We start from the raw sequence: 22,581 nt of genomic DNA, 5'->3' as shown, positions 1-22,581 counted from the left end.
ATTGAACTAACTGGTACAAACATTCAGGTTAACGCTATGCTGGCACAGAAGTGTGGAGCTTCCCCGGCACGGTAAAAACAAACGGAGGGCTTTGGAGCCACAGGGTTTCCAAAGCGATGCGAACAAGGCGAAACGTCTGTTCGGACCCGAACGGGTTGGGAGGAAATATGTCTTACAGTCTCGATTTTTCGGCGGTCATAGACCGTCTGCCCGAGCTGCTTCTGGCCTGTCTTGCAACGATCGGCCTTGCAATCGCCGGCATGTCGCTTGCCACCGTCATCGGGGTTCTCGGCGTCGTGGCCCGCCGCTCGCGCTTCAAGCTGCTGCGCGGTCTGGTCATCGGGTTCGTGGAAGCCATTCGCAACACGCCGTTTCTGGTGCAGATATTCTTCATCTTCTTCGCCCTGCCGCAAATCGGCATCAAGCTTAACCCCACGGTCACGGCCATCATTGCGCTTGCGTTGAACGGCGGCGCCTATGCCATTGAAATCATTCGCGGCGGCGTCGATTCCATTCCCAAGGGTCAGGTTGAGGCGGGATTGGCGCTTGGCCTGCACCGGGCGCAGATCTTCCGGCACATCATTCTGAAGCCGGCGCTTCGGGCGGTCTATCCGTCACTCACCAGCCAGTTCATCATGCTGACGCTGACCACTTCGGTCTGCACCTCGATTGCGGCTTACGAGCTGACCTCGGTGGCCCAGCAGATCGAAGCGGACACCTTCCGCTCCTTTGAGGTCTATTTCTCGATCACGCTGCTTTATCTGGTCATTTCCTCGCTGATGATGGGGGTATTTTCCCTCATCTCCCGCACATCGTTCAGCTATCCGGTCAAGTGAGGAAAAGACAATGGCATCCATCGGTTCCAACGAATTGTTCTTCCTGCTGCAGGGCCTGAAATGGACCCTTGCGCTGACCCTGATCGGCTTCATCGGTGGCGGCATTTTCGGCCTTTGCGTCGCGCTTGGCCGCGTTGCCGAAACCCCGGCGATCCAGCGCGCCAGCACCGGCTTCATCGCGATTTTCCAGGGCACACCGCTCCTGATGCAGCTTTTCGTCGTCTATTACGGCGTGGCGCTTGCGGGCCTGAATGTCGATGCCTGGATTGCGGTCGCCATCGCATTCACCCTGCATGCCAGCGCCTTTCTGGGTGAAATCTGGCGCGGTGGCATCCAGGCTGTGCCGAAGGGTCAGACCGAAGCCGCCAACGCGCTTGGCCTGCACTACGTGTCGCGAATGAAGGACGTGGTTCTGCCGCAGGCCTTCAAGATTTCGCTGCCCGCCACCATCGGTTTTCTGGTGCAGCTCATCAAGGGCACGTCGCTTGCCGCCATTGTCGGCTTCGTCGAACTGTCCCGCGCCGGCCAGATCGTCTCCAACCAGACGTTCCGTCCGCTGACGGTCTTTGCCATCGTCGGCATCATGTATTTCCTGATCTGCTGGCCGCTTTCCCTGTGGGGCGCCAGTGTAGAAAAGCGGATGCAAGCCGCTTCCCGCTAATACCCATCAACATGTCATCAAGCTTTGTAAGGAGGAGCAAAAGATGAAATCCAACGGTAAATTCTCACGTCGCACCCTGCTCGCGCTCGCCGCAGCAACGGTCGCCCTGCCCTTTATCGCACCGGTCGACGCCTTCGCCGGCACGGTGGATGAGGCCAAGGCCAAGGGCAAGGTCGTAATCGGCATTCAGGGCGACAATTCGCCATGGGGCTTCGTCAATTCGAGCGGCGTTCAGGACGGCCTCGATGCCGATATCGGCAAGGCGTTTGCCGAATATCTCGGCGTCAAGGTCGAATTCGTACCGCTTGCCGTGGCAAACCGCATTCCGGCCCTTCTGACGGGCAAGGTCGACCTGCTGTTCGCAACCATGGGCATGACCGCCGAGCGCGCCAAGACCATCCAGTATTCCAAGCCCTATGCCGGTAACGTGCTTTCCGTCTACGGCCCCAAGGACAAGAAGATCGGCAACTATGACGATCTGACCGGCGTTTCCGTCGGCGTTCCTAAGTCCAGCGCCATGGACACGGCGATCACGGCAGGTGCAGGCTCCAAGGCCAAGATCCTGCGCTTTGACGACGATGCCGCCAACATTCAGGCGCTGATTTCCGGCCAGGTCGAGGTTGTCGGTGGCAACCAGTTTTATGGCGACCGCCTCAATCAGGCTGCCAACGGCAAATACGAGCCGAAGTTCGACCTGACGACGCTTTACAACGGCGCCGGCACCCGTCCGGGTGAAAAGGACTGGAACGAGACCGTCAACGCCTTCCTCGACAAGATCAAGTCGGATGGCCAGCTTGCCAAGATCTACGACAAGTGGATGAAGCGCGAAGTTCCCGCTTTCCCGGAAAGCCTGCCGGATATTCCTTTCACCGTGAAGTGAAGACCGGAAGAGGCTGGATTGGGAGGAGTAACCAATGGGAATCTTTAACAAACAGACGCGTTGGCGAACAGCCATCGCCGTCGGATTGGCAGCAGCTTTGCTGCCAATCCTGACACCCGCAGGCGCAGAAGCCAGAACACTTGAAGAAGCAAAGTCCAGCGGCAAGATCATCATCGGCATTCAGGGCGACAACGCGCCCTGGGGCTTCATAAATTCCTCTGGTGTTCAGGAAGGTTATGATGCGGATTTGGCCCGCGGGTTTGCGGACTATCTTGGACTGAAAGTGGAGTTCGTACCGCTTGCAGTCGCCAACCGCATCCCGTCGCTTCGCACCGGAAAGGTCGATGCCCTGTTCGCGTCGATGGGGATGACGCCGGAACGCGCGAAAAACGTACAATATGCGCAGCCTTACGCGCATAACGTCATGTCGGTCTATGCCACCAAGGACAAGAAGATCGCCAACTTCGACGATCTCACGGGAATGACCGTCGGCGCGCCGAAATCCAGTCCGATGGACACGGCGTTGACCGCAGGTGCCGGTACCAAGGCGAAAATTCTGCGTTTCGACGATGACGCCGCCACCATTCAGGCGATCCTGTCGGGCCAGATCGAGGCAATCGGCGGCAACCAGTTTTATGGTGACCGTCTCGCAGCCGCTGGCGGCAAGGATTACGAGGTGAAGTTCGACCTCGTGACCCTCTACAACAGCGCCGCCACGCGCCCCGGTGAAAAGGACTGGAACGAGGCACTCAACGCTTGGCTCGACAAAGCCAAGGCCAATGGCGAGCTCGCAAAAGTCTATGCCAAATGGATGAAGCGCCCGGTTCCGGACTTCCCGGCCTCGCTTCCTGACATTCCCTACACCGTTAACTAACGCTGCTTCCCAGCATGAAGGAAAGTTCCATGTCGCAATCCTCCGCCGCACAGGCTCCGCTGATCGCCCTTGAAGGGGTTGGAAAGTGGTATGGAGCCTTCCATGCGCTGAAAGGCGTCAACATGACGGTTCGCAAAGGCGAAAAAATCGTTCTTTGCGGCCCGTCCGGTTCAGGAAAATCCACCCTTATCCGCTGCATCAACCATTTGGAAGAAATCCAGGAGGGCAAGATCACGGTCGAAGGAACCACGCTTTCGGATTCGACCCGCGCCATCGATGCCGTTCGGCGTGAAGTGGGCATGGTGTTCCAGAGCTTCAATCTCTTCCCGCACAAGACCATCATGGAAAACTGCACCCTGGCGCCCATGCGGGTGAAGGGCCTGTCGAAAGCCGATGCGGAAGCGACCGCGCGCAAATATCTGGAGCGCGTGCGCATTCTCAATCAGGCCGATAAATATCCGGCGCAGCTTTCCGGCGGCCAGCAGCAACGCGCAGCGATTGCCCGTGCGCTCTGCATGGAGCCGAAAGCCATGCTGTTCGATGAGCCGACTTCGGCGCTTGATCCGGAAATGGTCAAGGAAGTGCTCGACACGATGATCGGTCTTGCCCGCGACGGCATGACAATGATCTGCGTGACCCATGAAATGGGCTTTGCCCGGCAGGTTGCCGACCGTGTGGTCTTCATGTCGGAAGGCGAAATCATCGAGGAAGGCCCGCCGGACGAGTTCTTCCGCGATCCCAAGCACCAGCGTACCCGCACATTCCTCGGCGAAATTCTCGCCCATCACTAAGGCTCACCCGGAGCCGACAGGCAGGCGGGGATGACCCCCGCCTCTCCCACCACGTTCGATGAGCGATGACCTGATCATGACAGACACCAAATCCTTCAAGGTCGGCCTGATTGGCGCCGACATCCAGCTTTCCAAATCTCCCGCGCTGCACATGCGCGAAGGGGCTGCCCACGGCCTCGATTATTCCTACGAGCTTGTCGATGTCGTGGCGCGCAAGCTGCCGGAAAGCGCGCTTCCCGATCTGCTCAATGAGCTGGAATCGCGCGGCTTTGCCGGCACCAACATTACCCATCCCTTCAAGCAGGCGGTCCTTCCGCACCTGCATGAATTGTCTGATGATGCCCGCATGCTCGGCGCGGTCAACACCGTCGTCTTCAAGGACGGACGTCGCATTGGGCACAATACGGACTGGTACGGATTTTACGAGAGCTTCATGCGCGGCCTGCCGGATGCGAAACGAGACCGGGCGCTGCTGGTCGGTGCTGGTGGTGCAGGCGTTGCGGTGGCCCATGCGGCGCTGAAACTCGGCATTACCCATCTCGATATCTGCGACCGCGATTTCAGCCGCGCCGAGCATCTGGCTGCCGAACTCAACGCCCGTTTTGGCGAAGGCCACGCCTTTGCCGTGAAAGACCCGGCAGATTCCCTGCCCTTCGCGGATGGGTTGATCCACGCCACACCGATGGGCATGCCCGCCCATCCCGGCATGCCGGTCAAGGCCGACCTCCTTGAACAACGGCACTGGGTGGCCGATATCGTTTATATGCCGCTGGTGACCGAGCTTCTGGCGACGGCGGCCCAAAAAGGCTGTCGCACCCTGCCCGGCGGCGGCATGACGGTGTTTCAGGCTGTTGGCGCGTTTCGGCTGTTCTGCGGCCGTGAACCTGATGCAGAGCGCATGACGGCACATTTTACCGAAATTTGCACGAAAGAGGGTGTGGCGTGAGCCTTTTCACCATACTTAACGGACCGAACCTCAACCTGCTCGGCCAACGCCAGCCGGAAATCTACGGCTACGAGACGATGGCCGATGTGGAGGCCAATTGCCGCGCGATTGCCGAGGCGGCGGGGCACGAGATATTCTTTGCCCAGAGCAACCGGGAATACGAGCTGATAGACTGGATCCATGCGGCGCGCGGCACATCGGCAGGCATCGTCATCAATCCCGGTGCCTTTACCCATACCTCGGTGGCGATCCTCGATGCACTCAATACCTTCGAGGCACCGGTGATCGAGGTTCACATTTCCAACATCCACAAACGGGAGATCTTCCGCCACCATTCCTATATCTCGACGCGCGCCGAAGGCGTGATCGCCGGTCTCGGCATCGAAGGTTACGGGGTGGCGCTCAGCCACCTCATCGGCCGTCTTTCCCGATCTTCGTGATATGGTCCGGGCTCAGCACATATCGCAACACCATGTCGCTGACGTGATGCGACAATGTTTGCTGACCCTTCTCGGTAAACAGCCCGTCGCCGAAGATGAAAGAGAAGGTTGCGACGTTCGAGACGTTGAAAAAGGACAGCGCGCTGATCTGCCAGTGCAGTTCCAGCGCATTGATGCCGTTGCGGAAAATGCCGCTCTTCTGGCCGCGCAGCAGCACGCTTTCCAGGGCATCGATGGCCGGCCGGTTGAGCTGGCGGATCGTTCCGGACGATTGCATGTGCCGGCCGTGATGAATGTTCTCGATCATCACCATGCGGATGAAAGCCGGGTTGCGGCGATGGTGATCGAAAGTGAACCGACAGAGCTTTTCGAGCGCCGCAACCGGCTCCAGACCATCCAGCTCCAGATCGCTCTCGCCGCCACGCACCTTGGCATAGGCTTCTTCAAGAACGCGCTGGTAAAGCCCTTCCTTGTCGGTAAAATAATAATAGATCATCCGCTTGGACGTGCGCGTGCGGGCGGCGATCTCGTCGATGCGCGCTCCCGACAGGCCGTTTTGCGAAAACTCCTCCATCGCAACGGAAAGAATGTCTCGGCGCACGCCTTCCGGATCGCGCTTCGCCTGCCGGGTTTCGCTGGTGCCGTTCGAAGTTGCGCTTTTTGTCATGATCCATCCATCAGCAGGGTATACGGCTTGCCGCCGCACCCCTATTATTAACCAATTAGTACATAACGCTGAAAAGGAACGCAATATGGCGAGCTATGACACAGGCAAACAGGGCGTGCCAATGCGTACTTCCATCGCCACCGTCTCCATCAGCGGCGAATTCCCGGAGAAACTGGCGGCCATTGCGAAAGCCGGTTTCACCGGCGTGGAGATTTTCGAGAACGATTTCCTGACCTACGACGCCTCGCCGCGCGAGGTTAGGGCCCTTGCGGCGGATCATGGGCTGGATATCACGCTTTTCCAGCCGTTCCGCGATTTCGAAGGCATGCCGGAACCGCACCGCGCCCGCGCCTTCGAGCGCGCAGGGCGTAAATTCGACATCATGGGCGAACTCGGGACCGATCTGATGCTGATCTGCTCGAATGTCTCGCCGGTGTCGCTGGGTGGAATAGACCGCGCCGCCGCCGATTTCCACGAGCTTGGCGAGCTTGCGGCCAGGCATGGTGTTCGCGTGGGTTACGAGGCGCTGGCCTGGGGCCGGCACATCAGCGATCATCGCGATGCGTGGGAAGTGGTGCGCCGCGCCGATCACCCCAATGTCGGTATCATCCTCGACAGCTTCCACACGCTGTCGCGCAAGATCGATCCCAACTCCATCCGCTCCATTCCCGGCGACAAGATCTTCATCGTGCAATTGGCCGACGCACCGCTGATCGACATGGACCTGTTGTACTGGAGCCGGCATTTCCGCAACATGCCCGGCGAAGGTGATCTGCCGGTGGTGGATTTCATGCGCGCTGTCGCCGCAACCGGTTATAGCGGCCCGCTGTCGCTCGAAATCTTCAACGACCAGTTCCGCGGTGGCTCGGCGCGCCTTTTGGCTGAGGACGGCCATCGTTCGCTCATCAACCTCATGGATCAGGTGCGCCGTCTGGAGCCCGACATCCGCATCGAGGCGCCCGCCATGCCTGAGCGGGTGCAGACGGAAGGCGTGGAGTTTGTCGAGTTCACAACGGCACCGGAGGAAAAGGCCAATCTGGAAGCGCTGCTCGCCACACTTGGTTTTGATAAAACCGCGAGGCACCGCAATCGCGATGTCGATCTCTACACGCAGGGCGACATTCGCATCGTCATCAATACCGGCGGTACCGGTGAGAGTTTCGCCGGTGCATCCTACTCCATCCACGGCACCAATGCCTATGCATTCGGCCTGAAGGTCGATGATGCGCAGGCAGCGCTTGCGCGTGCGGCAGCTCTGGGCGCGCCGACATTCGCCGAACCGCGCAAATCCGGCGAAGTCGCGGTTCCAGCCATTCAGGGCGTGGGCAATGGCGTCATCTATTTCCTCGACGGGTCCACGGCGCTCGCCTCCATCTGGGACAATGAATTCGCACCGGTAGATGCGACGGCACCGGCAGGCAATACCGGACTGACCCGCATCGACCATCTTGCGCAAACCACGCATTACGATGAAATGCTGACCTGGCTTCTGTTTTACACATCGCTGTTTTCAACGCGCCGCACTCCGATGGTGGATGTGGTCGATCCCGGCGGTCTGGTGCGCAGCCAGGCCATAGAAAGCGTGCCCTCCCCGCGTTTCCGCCTGACCATGAACGGCGCCGACAACCGAAAGACCTTCGCCGGCAAATTTCTGGCGGAAGGTTTCGGCACCAGCATCCAGCACATCGCGTTCGCCACGGACGATATCTTCGCCACCGCCAAGGCTCTGCATGCGCGCGGCTTTCACGCCCTGCCGATCTCGCGCAATTATTATGACGATCTGGAGGCCCGCTTCGGGCTGGAACCGGAATTCTCCGACGCACTCCGGGAAGCAAGCATCCTCTACGACAGGGACGACAACGGCGAATATTTCCAGATCTACAGCCGCACCTTCGGCGAAGGGTTCTTCTTCGAAATCGTCGAAAGGCGCGGTGCCTACGGCGGATATGGCGCGATGAACGCCCCCTTCCGCATCGCTGCGCAGCGGCGTCTTGCGCCACCGATCGGCATGCCGAAGGAATAGGCGCAGACACCAGTCCACTGGTGCTTCAAAAATCCAAACAGGCCGCAGCCGGCAGGAATGCCGCTGCGGCCTGTCTTTATTTACGCCAGCGTCACTATCTCATAGTCCCGTGGAATGGCGGAGGTGGCCACAAACCACTTAGATGCGCGCGTGCGCTGCTGATGAAAATCGAAAGCAGCGCGGTCCACAAAAAGCTCTTCCACCCTCCAGATCAGGGGGTCTTCGGTCTGCGATACCTCAAAAGAAATACAGCCCGGCTCCGCTCTGGTCAGGCGAATGTGATCGGGTAGATGGCTTTCCACAAGTTGGACATCCTGCACCGATGCGCAACGGAGGAAGCCGGATAGCCTGACCGCACCCGTTCTATTCGTCATACCCGGTATCCTTTTTCAATGGTCTTCGTCCGGCCTGTATCACGGGCAGCGGCACCCACAACCACTGAAATCGATACATCCTCAATACAGACTAAAAACATCCCTTAATCGGGGTCCGGCCCTTCGGCACACCCGCGCCCAAAATAAATGCACTTGCGTATTTGTAGAGCAGTATACAAAAATTGTTCAACACTCTGGACATGATTGTCCTGTTTTGTTAGCTTTTTTGTAAAACAAGGGGTGGGGAATACAAGTTCATGCGCATCATCGATTCTGAGACTGGCAACAGGCATTTTACCGGCACCGGTGAGGTCGCCCGTAGCACTTCGACCAGGTCGCAATTTCCGTATCGACCGGCAGCAGCCAATCTACATCGCGCCTGAAACGCCATGCGCTTTCTTTTTGACACTCCCATCCTCCGGCACAGCGTTTCATCCCGCGCGCCTGCCCCACGCCCTTGCCCCCTCACTATTTCAGATGGCCGCGCCGGCATTGCCGCGCATGCCAAGCCGGAGACGCTGACATGACTGCCGCAAACCGCAACGCCCTCCTCTCGGTTGAAAACCTGAGCGTTGAGTTCGGCGACAGCCGCGTCGTGGACGATATTTCCTTTGCCGTGGAAGCCGGCAGGACGGTGGCGATCGTCGGCGAATCCGGATCGGGCAAATCGGTCACGTCGCTCTCGACCATGCGTCTTGCGGATATGATGGGCGCGACTTACCCCGCCGGTCGCATCATGTTCGAAGGCAAGGATCTGCTGAAGGCATCGCAGAAGGAAATGCGGTCGATCCGCGGCAAGGAGATCGCCATGATCTTCCAGGAGCCGATGACGTCGCTGAACCCGGTCTTCACCATCGGTGACCAGATCTGCGAAGTGCTTGTCCTGCACGAGAAAATGGGCAAGGCGGCGGCCATGGCCGAGGCAAAAAAGTTGCTCGACATGGTGCGATTGCCGGATGCGGCCGAGCTTCTGCACCGTTATCCGCATCAGCTTTCCGGCGGCATGCGCCAGCGCGTGATGATTGCCATGGCGCTTGCCTGTCGGCCGAAGCTGCTGATCGCCGACGAACCGACGACGGCACTTGATGTCACCATTCAGGCGCAGATCCTCAACATCATGCGCGACCTGCAAAAGAAGCTCGGCATGGGCATGGTCTTCATCACCCATGACATGGGCGTGGTGGCGGAAATGGCCGATGACGTCGTCGTGATGTGGAAAGGCAGGAAGGTTGAGGAAGGCCCGGTCAAGGACATCTTCGCCAATCCGCAGCATCCCTATACGCGGGCGCTGCTTTCCGCCGTTCCGCGCCTCGGCAGCATGACCGGCGAAGAGTTTCCCAAGCGCCTTCCGCTCACCGTCCTGCAGGATGGCCAGCCGGTCGTGGTGGGCGAGGAACGGGTGCAGAACACCGCAAAATACGATGAGAAGCCGCTGCTTTCGGTTCGCGACCTGTTCGTTCGCTTCGATATTCGCAAGAACCTGTTCGGCAAGGCGACGCACCGTTGCAGCGCCGTGCAGAAGGTCAGCTTCGACATCCACGCCGGGGAGACACTGGCGCTGGTCGGTGAATCCGGTTCGGGCAAATCCACCATCGGCCGCACAATCCAGCAGCTGCAATCGGCGGTATCAGGCGAAATATCCTTCAACGGCCGCAGCTATTCTGAGATGTCGGCGGCGGAACGTTTCCGCATGCGGCAGGAAGTGCAATATATCTTCCAGGACCCCTTCGCCTCGCTCGATCCGCGCAAGACGGTAGGCTTCTCGATCGCCGAACCAATCAACACCCACAGCCTGATCAACGATGCCAAGGCGGTGCGCCGCCGGGTGGATGAGCTGCTGGAACGGGTGGGTCTGAGTTCGGAACATGCATCGCGGTATCCGCACGAGTTTTCGGGCGGCCAGCGGCAGCGTGTCTGCATTGCCCGCGCGCTCGCCTCCGATCCTAAGCTCATTATCGCCGACGAAGCGCTGTCGGCGCTCGATGTCTCCATCCAGGCGCAGATCATCAATCTGTTCATGGATTTGCAAGCGGAACGTGGTCTTGCTTACCTGTTCATCAGCCATGACATGGCGGTGGTGGAAAAGATGAGCCACCGCGTCGCGGTGCTTTATCTCGGCCAGATCATGGAAATGGGCAGCCGCCAGCAGGTCTTCGAAACGCCCACGCATGATTATACGCGCCGGCTGCTTTCCGCAGTGCCGGTTGCCGATCCCCTGATCGAGCGCCGCATCGCCATGATCGAGGGCGAAATTCCCAATCCCGTGCGCCGCGTCGGCGATGAGCCCGCCATTCTCGCCCATGAGGAAATCAATCCAGGCCACTTCATCGCGAAGAGTGCCTGAACAATAACCAAAACCGTAACCATCTGAAGAGGAACAGGTAGATGACAAAAATCAAAAAGGGGATGACGGCAACGTTCGTCGCGCTTGCGCTGGCCGGCACGGCCTTCACCGCAGCGCCGGCTTTCGCCGCTGGCAAGATGACCATTTCCAGCCCGCAGGACCCCGGCAGCTGGGATCCGATCGACACCTTCCTGGTGCAATGGGCAGCTGTCGCCACCAACATCTTCGATGGCCTGACCTATCGCGGTCCGGACCTGAAACTTGTGCCCGGCCTTGCCGAATCCTGGGAAGAGCTGGATGAAGGCAAGCGCATCCGCTTCAAGCTGCGCCAGAACGTCAAGTTCCATAATGGCGAGCCCTTCAACGCCGCCGCCGTCAAGTTCACCTTCGAGCGCCTTCTCGGCGAACAGGGTGCCAAGGGCCCGCAGCGCTCCAACTATGTCGCCATCGAAAGCGTCGACGTCATTGACGACTACACCGTCGACATGAAGCTCAAGGCGCCCGATCCGGTGCTTCTGACCAAGCTTGCCGGTTATGGCGGCATGATCGTGCCGCCGAAATACATTCAGGAAAAGGGTGAGGATAATTTCAACCTCAACCCGGTCGGCACCGGCGCGTTCAAATTCGTCTCCTATGCGCCGAAGACCAACATCAAGCTTGAAGCCAACCCGGATTACTGGGGCGGCGCACCAAAGCTCTCCGAACTGGAATTCCGCTTCATCGCCGAGCCGGCGACTGCGGTTGCCGAATTGCAGGCCGGCCGCGTCGATCTCGTCATTCCGCCCACCATCCCGATCGGCATGATCCCGGTCATCGAAGGCGATTCCAAGCTGGAGATCGTCAGCGTTCCAGGCCCGACGGTGGATGCGCTGCGTTTCAACACTCGTGACGGCATCACCGCTGATCCCAAGGTGCGCAAGGCCATCATCATGGCCGTTGATCGCGGCACGATCGTCAAGTCGATCCTTGCCGGTCAGGCCTCGGAAATCGCCAGCTTCCAGAGCGCGCTGTCCTTCGGTTACGACGCCGATCTGAAGCCGCTGCCTTATGATCCGGAAGGCGCAAAGAAGCTGCTCGCGGAAGCCGGCGTCAAGCCGGGTGCGGCACTGCAGATCGATATCAGAGGCAACGATGCGACGATGAACGAAGTCGCGCAGGTCATCTCCAGCTATCTGTCCATGGTCGGCATCACCGCCACCATCAAGCCCTATGAGACCAACGTGCTCCTGAACGACATCATCCCGCAGGGCAAGACCGGCGCCATGTTCCAGCAGAAGTGGGGCGGCTGGACCTTCGATTACGACAACACAGCCTATTCCATGTACCACTCGGGTGAAAAGTGGAATCCTTACGACAAGGACGAGAAGCTGGACAAGCTGCTGGAATCGCAGCGCCCGCTGACTGACCGAGCCGAGCGCGAAAAGATCCTCAAGCAAGTCGGCGCCTATGCCGCCGAGCGCGCGCTGGAAATTCCGCTTTACAACACCAATGCCATTTACGGCATCAACAAGCGGGTCAAGGGTTTCGTGGCACCGCCGGATAACCGCCTGAAGCTGACCGACGTCACCGTCGAATAATCAGGCTTATCCTCCCAAAAAGCGCCTTGCCCGCCATCCCGCGGGCAAGGTCGGGTCTCTCTTCAAGGTAAAAAACGTGGCCGGTTTCCTCATCAAGCGATTGCTGCAGGCGATTTTCGTCGTCATCGCCATCACCCTTCTCGTTTCCTTCGCCATCCGCCTGACGGGCGATCCGGCTGTCACCATGTTCCAGGGCGGCGGCAGCATGACGGAAGACGATCTGGCGCGCATTCGTGCGGCGCTTGGAACCGACCGGCCGTTCTTCGTGCAATATTTCAGCTTCCTGAAAGGCCTGGTTACGCTCGATTTCGGCCGCAGCTTCACCGGCAGCACGCCGGTATCGCGGCTCATCGCCGATGCCCTGCCCGCCACGCTGCTTCTCGCCTTCATCTCCATGGCGGTGTCGATTGCGCTTTCCATTCCGCTCGGCATCAAGGCCGCGACCTCGCGCGGCAAGACGGCCGATCAGGTGATCCGTATCTTCTCGCTCGTCGGCCTGTCCTTCCCCAATTTCTGGCTGGCCACCATGCTGGTGCTGCTTTTCTCCATCACGCTCGGCTGGCTGCCGCCAAGCGGCATGGGCGGCTTTGCAAGCTACATCATGCCATCGGTCACCATGGGCGTTATCCTGACGGCTACCAATGTGCGTCTGGTGCGCACGGCGATGCTCGATACGCTGCGCTCGCAATATGTCATGGTGGCGCGCGCCAAGGGCCTCAGCGAAAACAAGGTGCTTTACAAGCATGCGCTGCGTAACTGCGCCATTCCGCTGATTACCTATTTCGGCCTGCAATTCGGCGGACTTCTCGGCGGCATCGTCGTCATCGAGCGCGTCTTCAACTGGCCGGGTCTCGGCACGCTCGCCTTCGATGCGGTGGGCGCGCGCGACTATCCCGTGCTTCAGGCCGTCATCACCGTGCTGTCGCTGATGATCGTCGGCATCAACCTTCTGGTCGATATCGCCTACGGGCTGGTCGATCCGCGCATCCGCACGGAGTAATTGACGATGGCTGCCAAAACCTCGCGCCTGTCGCGCTTCAACAATCTCGAATTCATCCTCGGCGCCCTGCTTACCGTCGTCATCTGCCTTGCCGTTCTTCTTTCCGACGTGCTGTTTCCGGGCGGTGCCGAAAAGATCGACCTGATGGCGCGCCTTGCCAAGCCCTTCACTAGCGCCGCCCATCCGCTCGGCACCGATCCGCTCGGCCGTGACGTACTGGCCCGTGTCGTGGCCGGCGGCAAGATTTCGCTGCTCGTCGGTTTCACCTCGGTCATCGGTGCCGTGGTCTTCGGCGTGATCGTCGGCCTGGTCGCCGGTTATTATCGCGGCTTCTGGGACATGCTGGTCATGCGCTTTGCCGATATCCAGCTCGCCATGCCCTTCATTCTCTTGGCGATCACCTTCATCGCAATTGTTGGCGGCAGCCTCACCAACACCATCATCCTCCTGATCGTCTCGCAATGGGTACAATATGCCCGTCTGGTGCGCGGCTCGGTGCTGACGCTGCGCGAACGGGAATTCATCCTGTCCGCCCGCGCCATTGGCGTGAAGGACTGGCGCATCATCCTCCAGCACCTTCTGCCGAACCTGATCGGCCCGGTCATCGTGCTGATGACGCTCAACGTCGCCAACAACATCCTGCTGGAAAGCAGCCTCACCTTCCTCGGCCTCGGTGTCGATCCGACCATTCCGAGCTGGGGCGGCATGCTGGCGGATGGCCGCACCTATCTGCAGACGGCATGGTGGGTCAGCGTCTTCCCCGGTCTTGCCATCCTTCTGACCGTGCTTGGCCTCAACCTTCTCGGTGACTGGCTGCGCGACAGCCTCGACCCCACCGGCAGAACCTCAAGGTGATCGTGATGAGCCAGATTTTCGACCAGACCTTCAAGCGTACTCTGGATGTGCTTCTCGCCAATGCCGCGCCCGGCCAGTCCTTCGAGGCATGGACGTTCGATGACGCCAAAAGCCGCCGCGAGGCCGAAGAAAGGCTGAAGAAAAAAGGCGTCAGTGCCCGCATCCGCAGCGCCTACAAGCCACTTCTCTTCACCTTTCTGGAAGAGATCAATCTTGGTGGCGTCGATGCCATCGAGGTGCATTACCCGGTGCACGCCAATGCACCCGCCAATCGTTTCCGGCTGGAGGCCTATCCGCTGGCGGCACTAGCCGGCGACGCGAAGATCGATTTTATCGCCCGCGACGACGACGCCCTTCATTATGACGTTACGCTGAGCCGCAACGGCAAGAAGGAAACCCTGAAGGTTCTCGCTCCCAACCGGGTTCATACCGATATCGTCGGCGAAACCAATGTCTCGCCAACCGGCTGGTTCCGTCCGGCCGGTGACGCTACGGGCGAGCGGCTGGAGACGGATTACGAGCAGCTTTTCGAAGCGGCAATCAATGCCGTTGCCAATCACGGCTGGGGCGATGAAGAACCCTATTTCGAGGAATTGAACATCCGCGTCACGCACCCGTCCGAAGACATGGCGCTGCCGGTCGGGGAAGAGGTGGTCAGCCTGCGTGAAGCGCTGCATGAGGATTTCTATTTCTCCCTCCTCGAATTCTTCCAGAAGAAGTCCGGCCGGCCGCTGGGCGACCGCGGCCTGAAACCCGGCCAGATCGTTCCGGAAGTCGTCAAAAGCAACGGCGACGTTTCGGTCCGTATCGAGACCCGTGCACTCACCACCGCTTTCCTGGATGGCGGCGAACAGCGGATCGACGAGGCCCGCGAACCGGTGGCGGCGGGTCAGATCGCGCGTATGCTTGCCGAGATCGACGGCGAGGCGTTCGAGGCCCGCTCGCGGTCGGGCCGCGTTCTTGCCGCCCGTTATGTCGCGGGCAGCGATGCCGCCGTGATGATCAGCGGCGGCCAGCATCCCAATGAAACCACCGGCATCGTTGGCGCCGTCCGCGCCGCCTGCAAACTTGCGGAAAGACAGGGCGCGCATTTCACCATTTCGCCGCTGGAAAACCCCGATGGTTATGCCCTGCACCAGCGGCTGCGCGCCGACAATCCACGCCACATGCACCATGCGGCGCGGTACACGGCGCTCGGCGACGATCTCGAATATCGCACGCGGGAAAATTCGGGCGTCCATCTCAACGAGAAGGCAATCCGTTTCAGCGCGCAGGAGATGAGCGGCGCGAGCCTGCATGTGAACCTGCACGGTTATCCCTCGCACGAATGGACCCGTCCGCTTTCCGGTTATGTGCCGCGCAATTTCGCCATGTGGACCCTGCCGAAGGGTTTCTTCCTCATCATCCGCCACCATGCGGATTGGGAAAAGCAGGCGGAAGCCCTGCTCGACCGGGTTACCCGCCATCTCGGCGCCATTCCGGGCCTGCTGGATTACAACAACCGCCAGATCGCGCTTTATGAGATTCACGCCGGTGAAACCGGTTTCCGCATCATCAACGGTTTCCCGTGCCTGTCGTCCATCGACGACCGCCACACAGTGCCGATGACGCTGATTACCGAATATCCTGATGAGACGATCTACGGCGATGACTTCATCACCGGCCACACGGCGCAGATGGAAACGGTTCTTTCCGCTTACGACGCCTGGCAGGATATTTTCGTCGCGGACGTTGCCTGATTTTGAAGCGCCCCCGATTGGGGGCCTCAGAATGATGACGAAGTCCCGAAGCCCTCGTCCGTCATGCTTGGACTTGTCCGGAGCAGCTGCAACGTCTTGGTCTAGTTGGACGTGATTGGATCCTTGGGGCAATCCAGCGATGACGCCGGGTGTGAGGGAGCTTTGTCATCACCCTCAGTTGCCTTGTACGGCTTACTTCTCAGCCGTGGCGGCAAGCTTCTTTTCCTGCTGCTTCTGCAAAAGCCGCTTGCCCTTGCTCAAAATATGCAGATTGGCGGCATCGAGTTTGTTATATCCGGCCTGAATAATATCGAGATCGGCGACGTGACCGATTGCTGCCAGTTCATGCATCACGTCGCCAACAGCGACATCGACGCTCGGCTTCGGCAGGTGCACAACATCTTCCACCGCGGCGCGCATGCCATCCGCCGCGCCGCCCATGACGTGATACAGCGCCAGCGCCTTGCGGAGAAAAGCTTCGCGGCGCTCGATCTTGTTGTTGAGTATACTGTCGCCAACGCGATTCCGCATAAGATCAACGGCTTTATTCTGATATTCGCCCATCAAGACACCAAATGAAATTCAAAATATGCTTCGGGAGACTACGGACAATCCCCTTAGAACTGGTTAAGGCACCGGGATTACGTGCATATTATCGTCATTTTCCGGCCCCGTGGAGCAGGGCATTTTTCATAACGGCGGCATTTGGAAGCAGCATGCTGCAACGGGACCTTTCGTGATGGCTGCAGCGGCTGCGGCAATTGAGAATCGCCAGACTATCCCTATTGTATGATCCAATATCGGGCAGAACCGGATAAGGTAGCAATCCATAACCATCAGGTTATTTATTGCCCCCTTTTTTTCATTTTACTTTGGCCATCGCACTTACCAGTTTGACTGGCTGGATCGGTGGAGGGAGCCACGGATCAATTGGGAGGAAATCATGAAATTACGGATCACCGCCGCAATCGCGGCCATCTGCTTCAGTTCCGTTGCCTATGCCGAGACGATCAAGGTCGGCGTGGTCGGCCCGTTCTCCGGCCCCTTCGCGCTGCAGGGCAAGAACTTCAAGGCCGGCATAGACGCCTGGTTTTCGCTTCACGGCAACAAGGTGGGCAATGACACTGTCGAAGTCGTCTACCGCGATGTGCCGCAGGCCGATCCGGCGCAATCCAAGGCGCTGGCGCAGGAGCTGGTTGTAAAGGAAGGCGTGCAATATCTCGCGGGCTTCTATTTTACGCCCGACGCCATGGCGGTTACGCCACTTCTGAAACAGGGCAATGTGCCCATGGTCATCATGAATGCGGCCACCTCGGCCATCGTTACCAAAAGCCCCTATGTGGTGCGCACCTCGTTCACGACATGGCAGACATCCACGCCCATCGCCAAGGTGGCTTTTGATGGCGGCGTCAAGAAGGTCATTTCGCTGGTCAGCGATTACGGCCCGGGCGTTGACGCGGAGAACGCCTTCAAGGCAGCCTTCACCGCCGCTGGCGGCGAAGTTGTGGAGAGCATTCGCATGCCGCTTTCCACCAATGATTTCAGCCCCATCATGCAGCGCGTGAAGGATTCCGGCGCACAAGGCGTCTTCGCCTTCCTGCCCTCCGGCCCGACGACGCTCGGCTTCGTGAAGGCCTTCAACGACAACGGCCTGAAATCATCAGGCATCAAGCTTTTCGCGCCGGGCGATCTTACACAGGAATCGGATCTGCCGGCCCTTGGCGAAGCAGCACTCGGCATGCAGACTACCTTCCACTATGCCGTCTCCCACGATTCAGCCGAAAACAAGACCTTCGTGGAGGCCGCAACCAAGGCCATTGGCAATCAGAAGGAACTGTCCTTCCCCGCGGTCGGCGCGTTTGACGGCATGTATGTCATCACCAAGATGATCGAGGCGACCGGCGGCAAACAGGATGCGGAAAAGGCTGTCGAGGCGGTGAAGGGCCTTTCCTGGACAAGCCCGCGCGGCCCTGTCAGCATCGATCCGCAGAGCCGCCACATCACGCAGAACATCTATCTGCGCGAAGTCTCCAAGGGCGATGACGGCAATTATTACAACAAGGAAGTCCAGACTTTCGAAAAACAGGGCGATCCGGGCCTTGCCGCCGCCAAGTAAGTATTGAGACGGAAATGACCGGCGCCGCCTTTTGCGGGCGGCTCCGGCACGGGCGCAAACGCATCGGGAGGAGCTTTCGAACATGCAGACGGTCTTCAGCATCCTTGTCGATGCGCTTGCCTATGGCATGGTGCTTTTCATCATCTCCATCGGCCTATCCGTGACAATGGGGCTGATGCGTGTGGTCAATCTCGCCCACGGCGCCTTCGCCATGATCGGCGGGTATCTCGCCTCCTATGCCGCCCATGGCCTCGGCCTTGGTTACGCGGCGGCAATCCTCGTTGCGATTGTCGGCACCATCGTGATCGCCATACCGCTTGAACGGTTTCTCTACCGGCGCATCTACGGCGCACCTGAACTGACGCAGGTGCTGATGACCATCGGCATCACCTTCTGCATCATCGGCATCGCCAATTTCGTGTTCGGGCCAACGCTCAAAACCATTCCGCTGCCGCAGGAACTGGCCGGTCCCACCGATCTCGGGTTTCGCACCATCGCCACCCACCGCATCTTCGCCATCGTCGCTGGCCTCGTGGTGGCGGCGGCACTTTGGTTCACGTTCGAAAAGACCGCCTTCGGCATCAAGCTGCGGGCAGCGGTGGACAATGCGGCCATGGCAGCAGCCCTCGGCGTGCGCACCGAAATCATCTATGCCGTTAGCTTCGCCATCGCCGTCGGCCTTGCGGCCATGGGCGGCGTCATCGGCGCAGAATTGCTGCCGGTCGAACCCTATTATGCGCTGCGCTACATGGTCACCTTCCTGGTGGTCGTATCAGTCGGCGGCGCAGGCTCGATCCCCGGCGCGCTGATCGCCTGTCTGCTGCTTGGCGCCATCGATACGACCGGGCGGTATCTTGCCCCCGAATATGGCGAATTCTTCTTCTATCTGGCGGTCATCGTGATCATCACGCTGTTTCCGCGCGGCCTTCTTGGAAGGGCGAAATGAGATGGCGGTGCTCATGAACGACCTCACTGAAACGGCAAAACCGCCGAAGGCCCGCTCGCCCCTGCGCGCGATTGGCGGTCCGCTGCTCATCATCATCGCCGCCATCGCCGGTTACTTCCTATTTCCGGATAATCTGGCGCTGTTGACGCGCATCATCGCGATAGCGCTTCTCGTGCTCTCCATCGATCTCGTTACCGGCTATTGCGGCGTGGCGACACTTGGCCATGCGGCCCTTTTCGGTGCTGGCGCCTATGCCGCCGGCATTGCCGCTGCCCACTACGGTATCACGGACCCGCTTCTCATGACCCTCATCGGCGCAGCAGTGGGCGGCATCGCGGGATTGCTGTCCGGCACCATTCTGTTGCGCGCGCACGGCCTGCCGCAACTGGTGCTGTCCATCGCCGTCGTCCATCTTTTCCATGAGGCGGCCAACAAGGCGTCGGACTGGACGGGCGGCAGCGACGGGCTTGCCGGCGTCTCGCCCGATGCGCTGTTCGGCACCTTCGAATTCGATCTTTACGGCCGCACCGCCTATATCTACGGCGTCTGCCTGCTGCTTCTTGTTTTTCTGGCACTTCGCGTCGTCGTCAATTCGCCCTTCGGCATGCTGTGTCGCGGCGTCAAGCAGGACAGCATCCGCATTCAGGCCATGGGCGGTTCGGTCAATGGCACGATTTTGAAGATGTTCGTGATATCAGGCATCGTCGCCGGAATCGGCGGCGCGCTGAACGCCATCTCCACGCAGGTGGTCGGCCTCGACAGCCTCAGCTTCACGCTGTCTGCCGAAGCGCTAGTCATGCTGGTTCTCGGTGGCGCGGGCTCGCTTTATGGCGCGCTGATCGGCACCGTCACCTTCATGTGGTTCGAGGACGTCGTTTCCGCCGCTAACCCGTTCCACTGGCTCACAATCGTCGGCCTGCTTCTGATCGCCGTCGTGCTGTTTGCGCCACGCGGCCTTTATGGCGCGGGCGAACAGATCATCGCGCGCCTGCGGGGAGATCGCAAATGAGCGCTATTTTCGAAGTTTCCGGCCTGCAGAAAAATTTCGGCGGTCTCGTCGTTACCAACAATGTCTCGCTGTCGCTTTCGCCCGGCGATCGCACCGTGCTGATCGGCCCCAACGGCGCCGGCAAGACCACATTCGTCAACCTCGTTACCGGAAACATCAAGCCATCCGCCGGAACCGTGCGGATTGCCGGAGAAGACGTGACGGGGCTCAGCGCCAGTCAGCGTGTGAAGCGCGGACTTGTCCGCTCGTTTCAGGTGACGCGGCTGTTCCAGGACATGACGCCGGAGGAACATGTCGCACTCGCCATTCTGCAAAGGGAAGGCAGAACGGGCCGGATTTTCGGCCGTTACCGCGCCATGCCAACGGTGATGAGCGAGGCGCGCGACATTCTCGGAACGCTTGGCCTGCTTGCCATCGCCGAAACCCGCGTTCGTGAAATCGCCTATGGCCAGCAGCGGCTGATCGAGATCGCGCTTGCCATGGCGCTCAGGCCCAAAATCCTGCTGCTTGATGAACCTGCCGCCGGCGTTCCCTCGACGGAGACGGCGCGTATCGAACAGGCGCTCGATCGCCTGCCCGCCGACCTCGCCATATTGATGATCGAACACGACATGGATCTGGTCTTCCGTTTCGCCAGACGTGTGGTCGTGCTCGCCGCAGGCGCCGTCATATTCGACGGTTCGCCTGGCGAAGTCACCAGCAACGCAGAAGTCCGCCAAGCCTATCTCGGAAGTTACGCCAATGCCCGCAGCGCCGCTTGAAATCGCCAACCTGACCGCCGGTTACGGCCCCACCCGTGTCATCGAGGGTCTGTCGCTCTCCGTTCCCGCCGGTTCGCGTTTCGCGGTGCTCGGGCGTAACGGCGTTGGCAAGACGAGCCTGTTTGCCACGCTTGCCGGGCAGACGAAACGATTTGCCGGTGATATCCATCTCGGCGAGCAGGACATCACCGCCCTGCCGAGTGCTGCCCGCGCCCTCGCCGGTCTCGGTTACGTGCCGCAGACCCGCGATGTCTTTCCGACACTCACAGTCGAAGAAAACCTCTTCGTCGGCCTCAAGGGCCGGCCGAAATCAGCCATCGAGGAAGCCTACACGCTGTTTCCGCGCCTGAAGGAAAGACGCCGCAATCTCGGCTCGCAACTCTCCGGTGGCGAGCAGCAGATGCTTTCCACCGCTCGCACCATCCTCGGCCAGCCGCAGGTGCTGCTTCTCGATGAACCGCTCGAAGGTCTCGCCCCTGTTATCTGCGAGGAACTGATGGCGGCCTTCTCGAAACTCGCGCAATCGGGCGAAATGACCATTCTTCTCATCGAACAGCGCATCCAGATGGCCATCGACTTCGCCGACCACGCCATCATCATGGAACGCGGCCGCATCGTCTGGTCAGGACCGTCCGACGATCTTGCGGCGAACCCGGATATTGTTGATACGCATCTTGGTGTGGGTGGATTGCACTGACCCAAAAGCGTCAATCACCCCCTCTTCATCGTTCCGGCCTCGAGCCGGAATGATGAAAGTTAACCCGATCACACACCGCAACAAACCCCGATCCCGCTTCATGATCCGTTCGTAAAAAACACAATGGAATAAAAATTCCATTGCAGTTAAAGTGCACACGATTTCAATCTGCACAAAGGAACGACAATGACGGCAATCGATGTGCCAGACTCCGTGAAGGCTTTTGAGGAGCGGTTGCTTCAGGTCGCGGAAGGCCTGCCGAAACGATTACGTCAATGTGCGGATTATGTCGCGTCCAATCAGGATCGCATTGCCGTTTCCACCGTCGCCGAAATGGCAGAAGGTGCCGGCGTGCAGCCGTCTGCATTCATGCGCTTTTGCCAGATCATGGGTTTTTCCGGCTTTTCGGAGATGCAGCGCCTGTTTCGCGATTCCTATGTCGGCGGCTGGCCGGATTATGCGACCCGGCTGGACCACCTGCGCGAAAAGGGCGACGAGAGCGCGTCGGGCCTGTTGGCGGAGTTCGTGGAGGCTGGCCGTTCTTCATTGGAAATGCTGCTGAAATCGGTCGATACACGGCAGCTTGACGAGGCGGTCTCGGCGCTGGCACAGGCGCGCACCGTGCATATCATCGGTTTGCGGCGCTCCTTCCCCATTGCCAGTTACCTCGCTTACGCCTTCGAGAAAATGAAGGTACCTGCGGTTTTGCACAGCGCCGTCGGTGGCCTCGGCAACCTCAGCGCCATCTCCCGCGATGACGCGCTGATTGCGATCACCTTCTCCCCCTATTCGGCTGAAACGCTGGAACTGGCGGAAATGGCCCGCGCCAATGGTATTCCGGTCGTCGCCATGTCCGATTCGGCCGTCAATCCGCTGCGCAAGTCCGGCGCGACGCTACTCACGGTAACGGAAATCGATTTTGGCGCATTCCGCTCGCTTTCCGCCACGCTCTGTCTCGCCATTACACTCGCTGTCGCTGTGGGAACGCGCAAAACAGCCTGAATATTTTTATTGAAAACATAAAAAATAGAATTTATGATCCAAA

22 protein-coding genes are annotated in these 22,581 nt (G+C 59.6%); 19 read left to right on the top strand and 3 right to left on the bottom strand.

The features are described 5' to 3' along the window. Positions 1-167 precede the first annotated feature (167 nt). Genes AC1DCP_RS13460 through aroQ form a run of 7 tightly spaced genes read left to right on the top strand, consistent with a single transcriptional unit; the run spans position 168 to position 5,428 of the window. Positions 168-836, top strand: a complete 669-nt coding sequence (locus tag AC1DCP_RS13460) for an amino acid ABC transporter permease (protein ID WP_004431026.1) — start codon at positions 168-170, stop codon at positions 834-836. A 10-nt stretch (positions 837-846) separates the two neighbouring features. Beyond that, positions 847-1,497, top strand: a complete 651-nt coding sequence (locus AC1DCP_RS13455; protein ID WP_004431025.1) for an amino acid ABC transporter permease — start codon at positions 847-849, stop codon at positions 1,495-1,497. Between the two features lie 43 nt (positions 1,498-1,540). Next, complete coding sequence (locus AC1DCP_RS13450) at positions 1,541-2,377, top strand: transporter substrate-binding domain-containing protein (RefSeq protein WP_004431022.1); 837 nt, start codon at positions 1,541-1,543, stop codon at positions 2,375-2,377. A 34-nt stretch (positions 2,378-2,411) separates the two neighbouring features. Next, positions 2,412-3,251, top strand: coding sequence for a transporter substrate-binding domain-containing protein (locus AC1DCP_RS13445; protein ID WP_013762366.1), 840 nt, complete (start codon positions 2,412-2,414; stop codon positions 3,249-3,251). A 29-nt stretch (positions 3,252-3,280) separates the two neighbouring features. Continuing rightward, a complete protein-coding gene (locus tag AC1DCP_RS13440) occupies positions 3,281-4,042 on the top strand; it encodes an amino acid ABC transporter ATP-binding protein (protein WP_004431018.1) in 762 nt (253 codons plus the stop codon). Positions 4,043-4,100: 58 nt separating this feature from the next. Continuing rightward, on the top strand, positions 4,101-4,988 hold the full coding sequence (locus tag AC1DCP_RS13435; RefSeq protein WP_013762364.1) for a shikimate dehydrogenase: 888 nt from the start codon (positions 4,101-4,103) through the stop codon (positions 4,986-4,988). Continuing rightward, on the top strand, positions 4,985-5,428 hold the full coding sequence (gene aroQ / locus AC1DCP_RS13430) for a type II 3-dehydroquinate dehydratase (protein WP_004431014.1): 444 nt from the start codon (positions 4,985-4,987) through the stop codon (positions 5,426-5,428). The genes AC1DCP_RS13435 and aroQ overlap by 4 nt, the downstream gene beginning before the upstream one ends. Here the strand turns inward: aroQ and AC1DCP_RS13425 are convergent. Beyond that, the gene (locus tag AC1DCP_RS13425; RefSeq protein ID WP_004431011.1) at positions 5,400-6,095 is read right to left on the bottom strand and encodes a TetR/AcrR family transcriptional regulator; all 696 of its coding nucleotides are present in this window, start codon (positions 6,093-6,095) and stop codon (positions 5,400-5,402) included. The genes aroQ and AC1DCP_RS13425 overlap by 29 nt on opposite strands. A 121-nt stretch (positions 6,096-6,216) precedes the next feature. Here AC1DCP_RS13425 and AC1DCP_RS13420 point away from each other — a divergent pair, with 121 nt between their 5' ends. Next, on the top strand, positions 6,217-8,118 hold the full coding sequence (locus AC1DCP_RS13420; RefSeq protein WP_060642792.1) for a bifunctional sugar phosphate isomerase/epimerase/4-hydroxyphenylpyruvate dioxygenase family protein: 1,902 nt from the start codon (positions 6,217-6,219) through the stop codon (positions 8,116-8,118). An 80-nt stretch (positions 8,119-8,198) separates the two neighbouring features. On the opposite strand, the gene AC1DCP_RS13415 is transcribed toward AC1DCP_RS13420, so the two are convergent. Then, positions 8,199-8,492 carry a putative quinol monooxygenase gene (locus tag AC1DCP_RS13415; RefSeq protein ID WP_013762362.1) on the bottom strand — a complete coding sequence of 98 codons (294 nt, stop codon included), beginning with the start codon at positions 8,490-8,492 and terminating at the stop codon, positions 8,199-8,201. Positions 8,493-9,015: 523 nt separating this feature from the next. Between AC1DCP_RS13415 and AC1DCP_RS13410 the strand changes: the two genes are divergently transcribed. The 5 genes from AC1DCP_RS13410 (at position 9,016) to AC1DCP_RS13390 (ending at position 16,007) form a co-directional block, all read left to right on the top strand. Continuing rightward, positions 9,016-10,836: an ABC transporter ATP-binding protein gene (locus AC1DCP_RS13410; RefSeq protein ID WP_060642658.1), complete on the top strand. Its 1,821-nt coding sequence runs from the start codon at positions 9,016-9,018 to the stop codon at positions 10,834-10,836. 41 nt (positions 10,837-10,877) lie between these two features. Continuing rightward, positions 10,878-12,413 carry an ABC transporter substrate-binding protein gene (locus tag AC1DCP_RS13405; protein WP_004431003.1) on the top strand — a complete coding sequence of 512 codons (1,536 nt, stop codon included), beginning with the start codon at positions 10,878-10,880 and terminating at the stop codon, positions 12,411-12,413. 76 nt (positions 12,414-12,489) lie between these two features. After that, entirely contained in the window at positions 12,490-13,413 is a 924-nt protein-coding gene (locus AC1DCP_RS13400; protein WP_003499197.1) for an ABC transporter permease, read from the top strand. A gap of 6 nt (positions 13,414-13,419) precedes the next feature. Continuing rightward, the gene (locus AC1DCP_RS13395) at positions 13,420-14,268 is read left to right on the top strand and encodes an ABC transporter permease (RefSeq protein ID WP_004430999.1); all 849 of its coding nucleotides are present in this window, start codon (positions 13,420-13,422) and stop codon (positions 14,266-14,268) included. Positions 14,269-14,273: 5 nt separating this feature from the next. Next, positions 14,274-16,007, top strand: a complete 1,734-nt coding sequence (locus AC1DCP_RS13390; protein ID WP_060642793.1) for a M14 family metallopeptidase — start codon at positions 14,274-14,276, stop codon at positions 16,005-16,007. Between the two features lie 192 nt (positions 16,008-16,199). On the opposite strand, the gene AC1DCP_RS13385 is transcribed toward AC1DCP_RS13390, so the two are convergent. Next, positions 16,200-16,571: a hypothetical protein gene (locus tag AC1DCP_RS13385; RefSeq protein ID WP_013762356.1), complete on the bottom strand. Its 372-nt coding sequence runs from the start codon at positions 16,569-16,571 to the stop codon at positions 16,200-16,202. Positions 16,572-16,950: 379 nt separating this feature from the next. Between AC1DCP_RS13385 and AC1DCP_RS13380 the strand changes: the two genes are divergently transcribed. The 6 genes from AC1DCP_RS13380 (at position 16,951) to AC1DCP_RS13355 (ending at position 22,538) form a co-directional block, all read left to right on the top strand. Further along, complete coding sequence (locus AC1DCP_RS13380) at positions 16,951-18,123, top strand: ABC transporter substrate-binding protein (RefSeq protein ID WP_025595026.1); 1,173 nt, start codon at positions 16,951-16,953, stop codon at positions 18,121-18,123. An 82-nt stretch (positions 18,124-18,205) separates the two neighbouring features. Next, positions 18,206-19,069 (top strand): branched-chain amino acid ABC transporter permease, encoded by an 864-nt coding sequence (locus tag AC1DCP_RS13375; protein WP_013762353.1) that lies wholly within the window; start codon positions 18,206-18,208, stop codon positions 19,067-19,069. A gap of 1 nt (position 19,070) precedes the next feature. Next, positions 19,071-20,078 (top strand): branched-chain amino acid ABC transporter permease, encoded by a 1,008-nt coding sequence (locus tag AC1DCP_RS13370; protein WP_025595027.1) that lies wholly within the window; start codon positions 19,071-19,073, stop codon positions 20,076-20,078. Next, the gene (locus AC1DCP_RS13365) at positions 20,075-20,839 is read left to right on the top strand and encodes an ABC transporter ATP-binding protein (protein ID WP_013762351.1); all 765 of its coding nucleotides are present in this window, start codon (positions 20,075-20,077) and stop codon (positions 20,837-20,839) included. Before AC1DCP_RS13370 ends, AC1DCP_RS13365 begins: the two co-directional genes overlap by 4 nt. Further along, on the top strand, positions 20,820-21,536 hold the full coding sequence (locus AC1DCP_RS13360; protein ID WP_013762350.1) for an ABC transporter ATP-binding protein: 717 nt from the start codon (positions 20,820-20,822) through the stop codon (positions 21,534-21,536). Before AC1DCP_RS13365 ends, AC1DCP_RS13360 begins: the two co-directional genes overlap by 20 nt. Positions 21,537-21,722: 186 nt before the next feature. Next, positions 21,723-22,538: a MurR/RpiR family transcriptional regulator gene (locus AC1DCP_RS13355; RefSeq protein WP_476774315.1), complete on the top strand. Its 816-nt coding sequence runs from the start codon at positions 21,723-21,725 to the stop codon at positions 22,536-22,538. Positions 22,539-22,581 lie beyond the last annotated feature (43 nt).

The organism is Agrobacterium sp. 10T429 (assembly GCF_056393925.1).
Note: the sequence above shows the minus strand (reverse complement) of the source record. Positions and strands in the feature narration are given on the sequence as shown.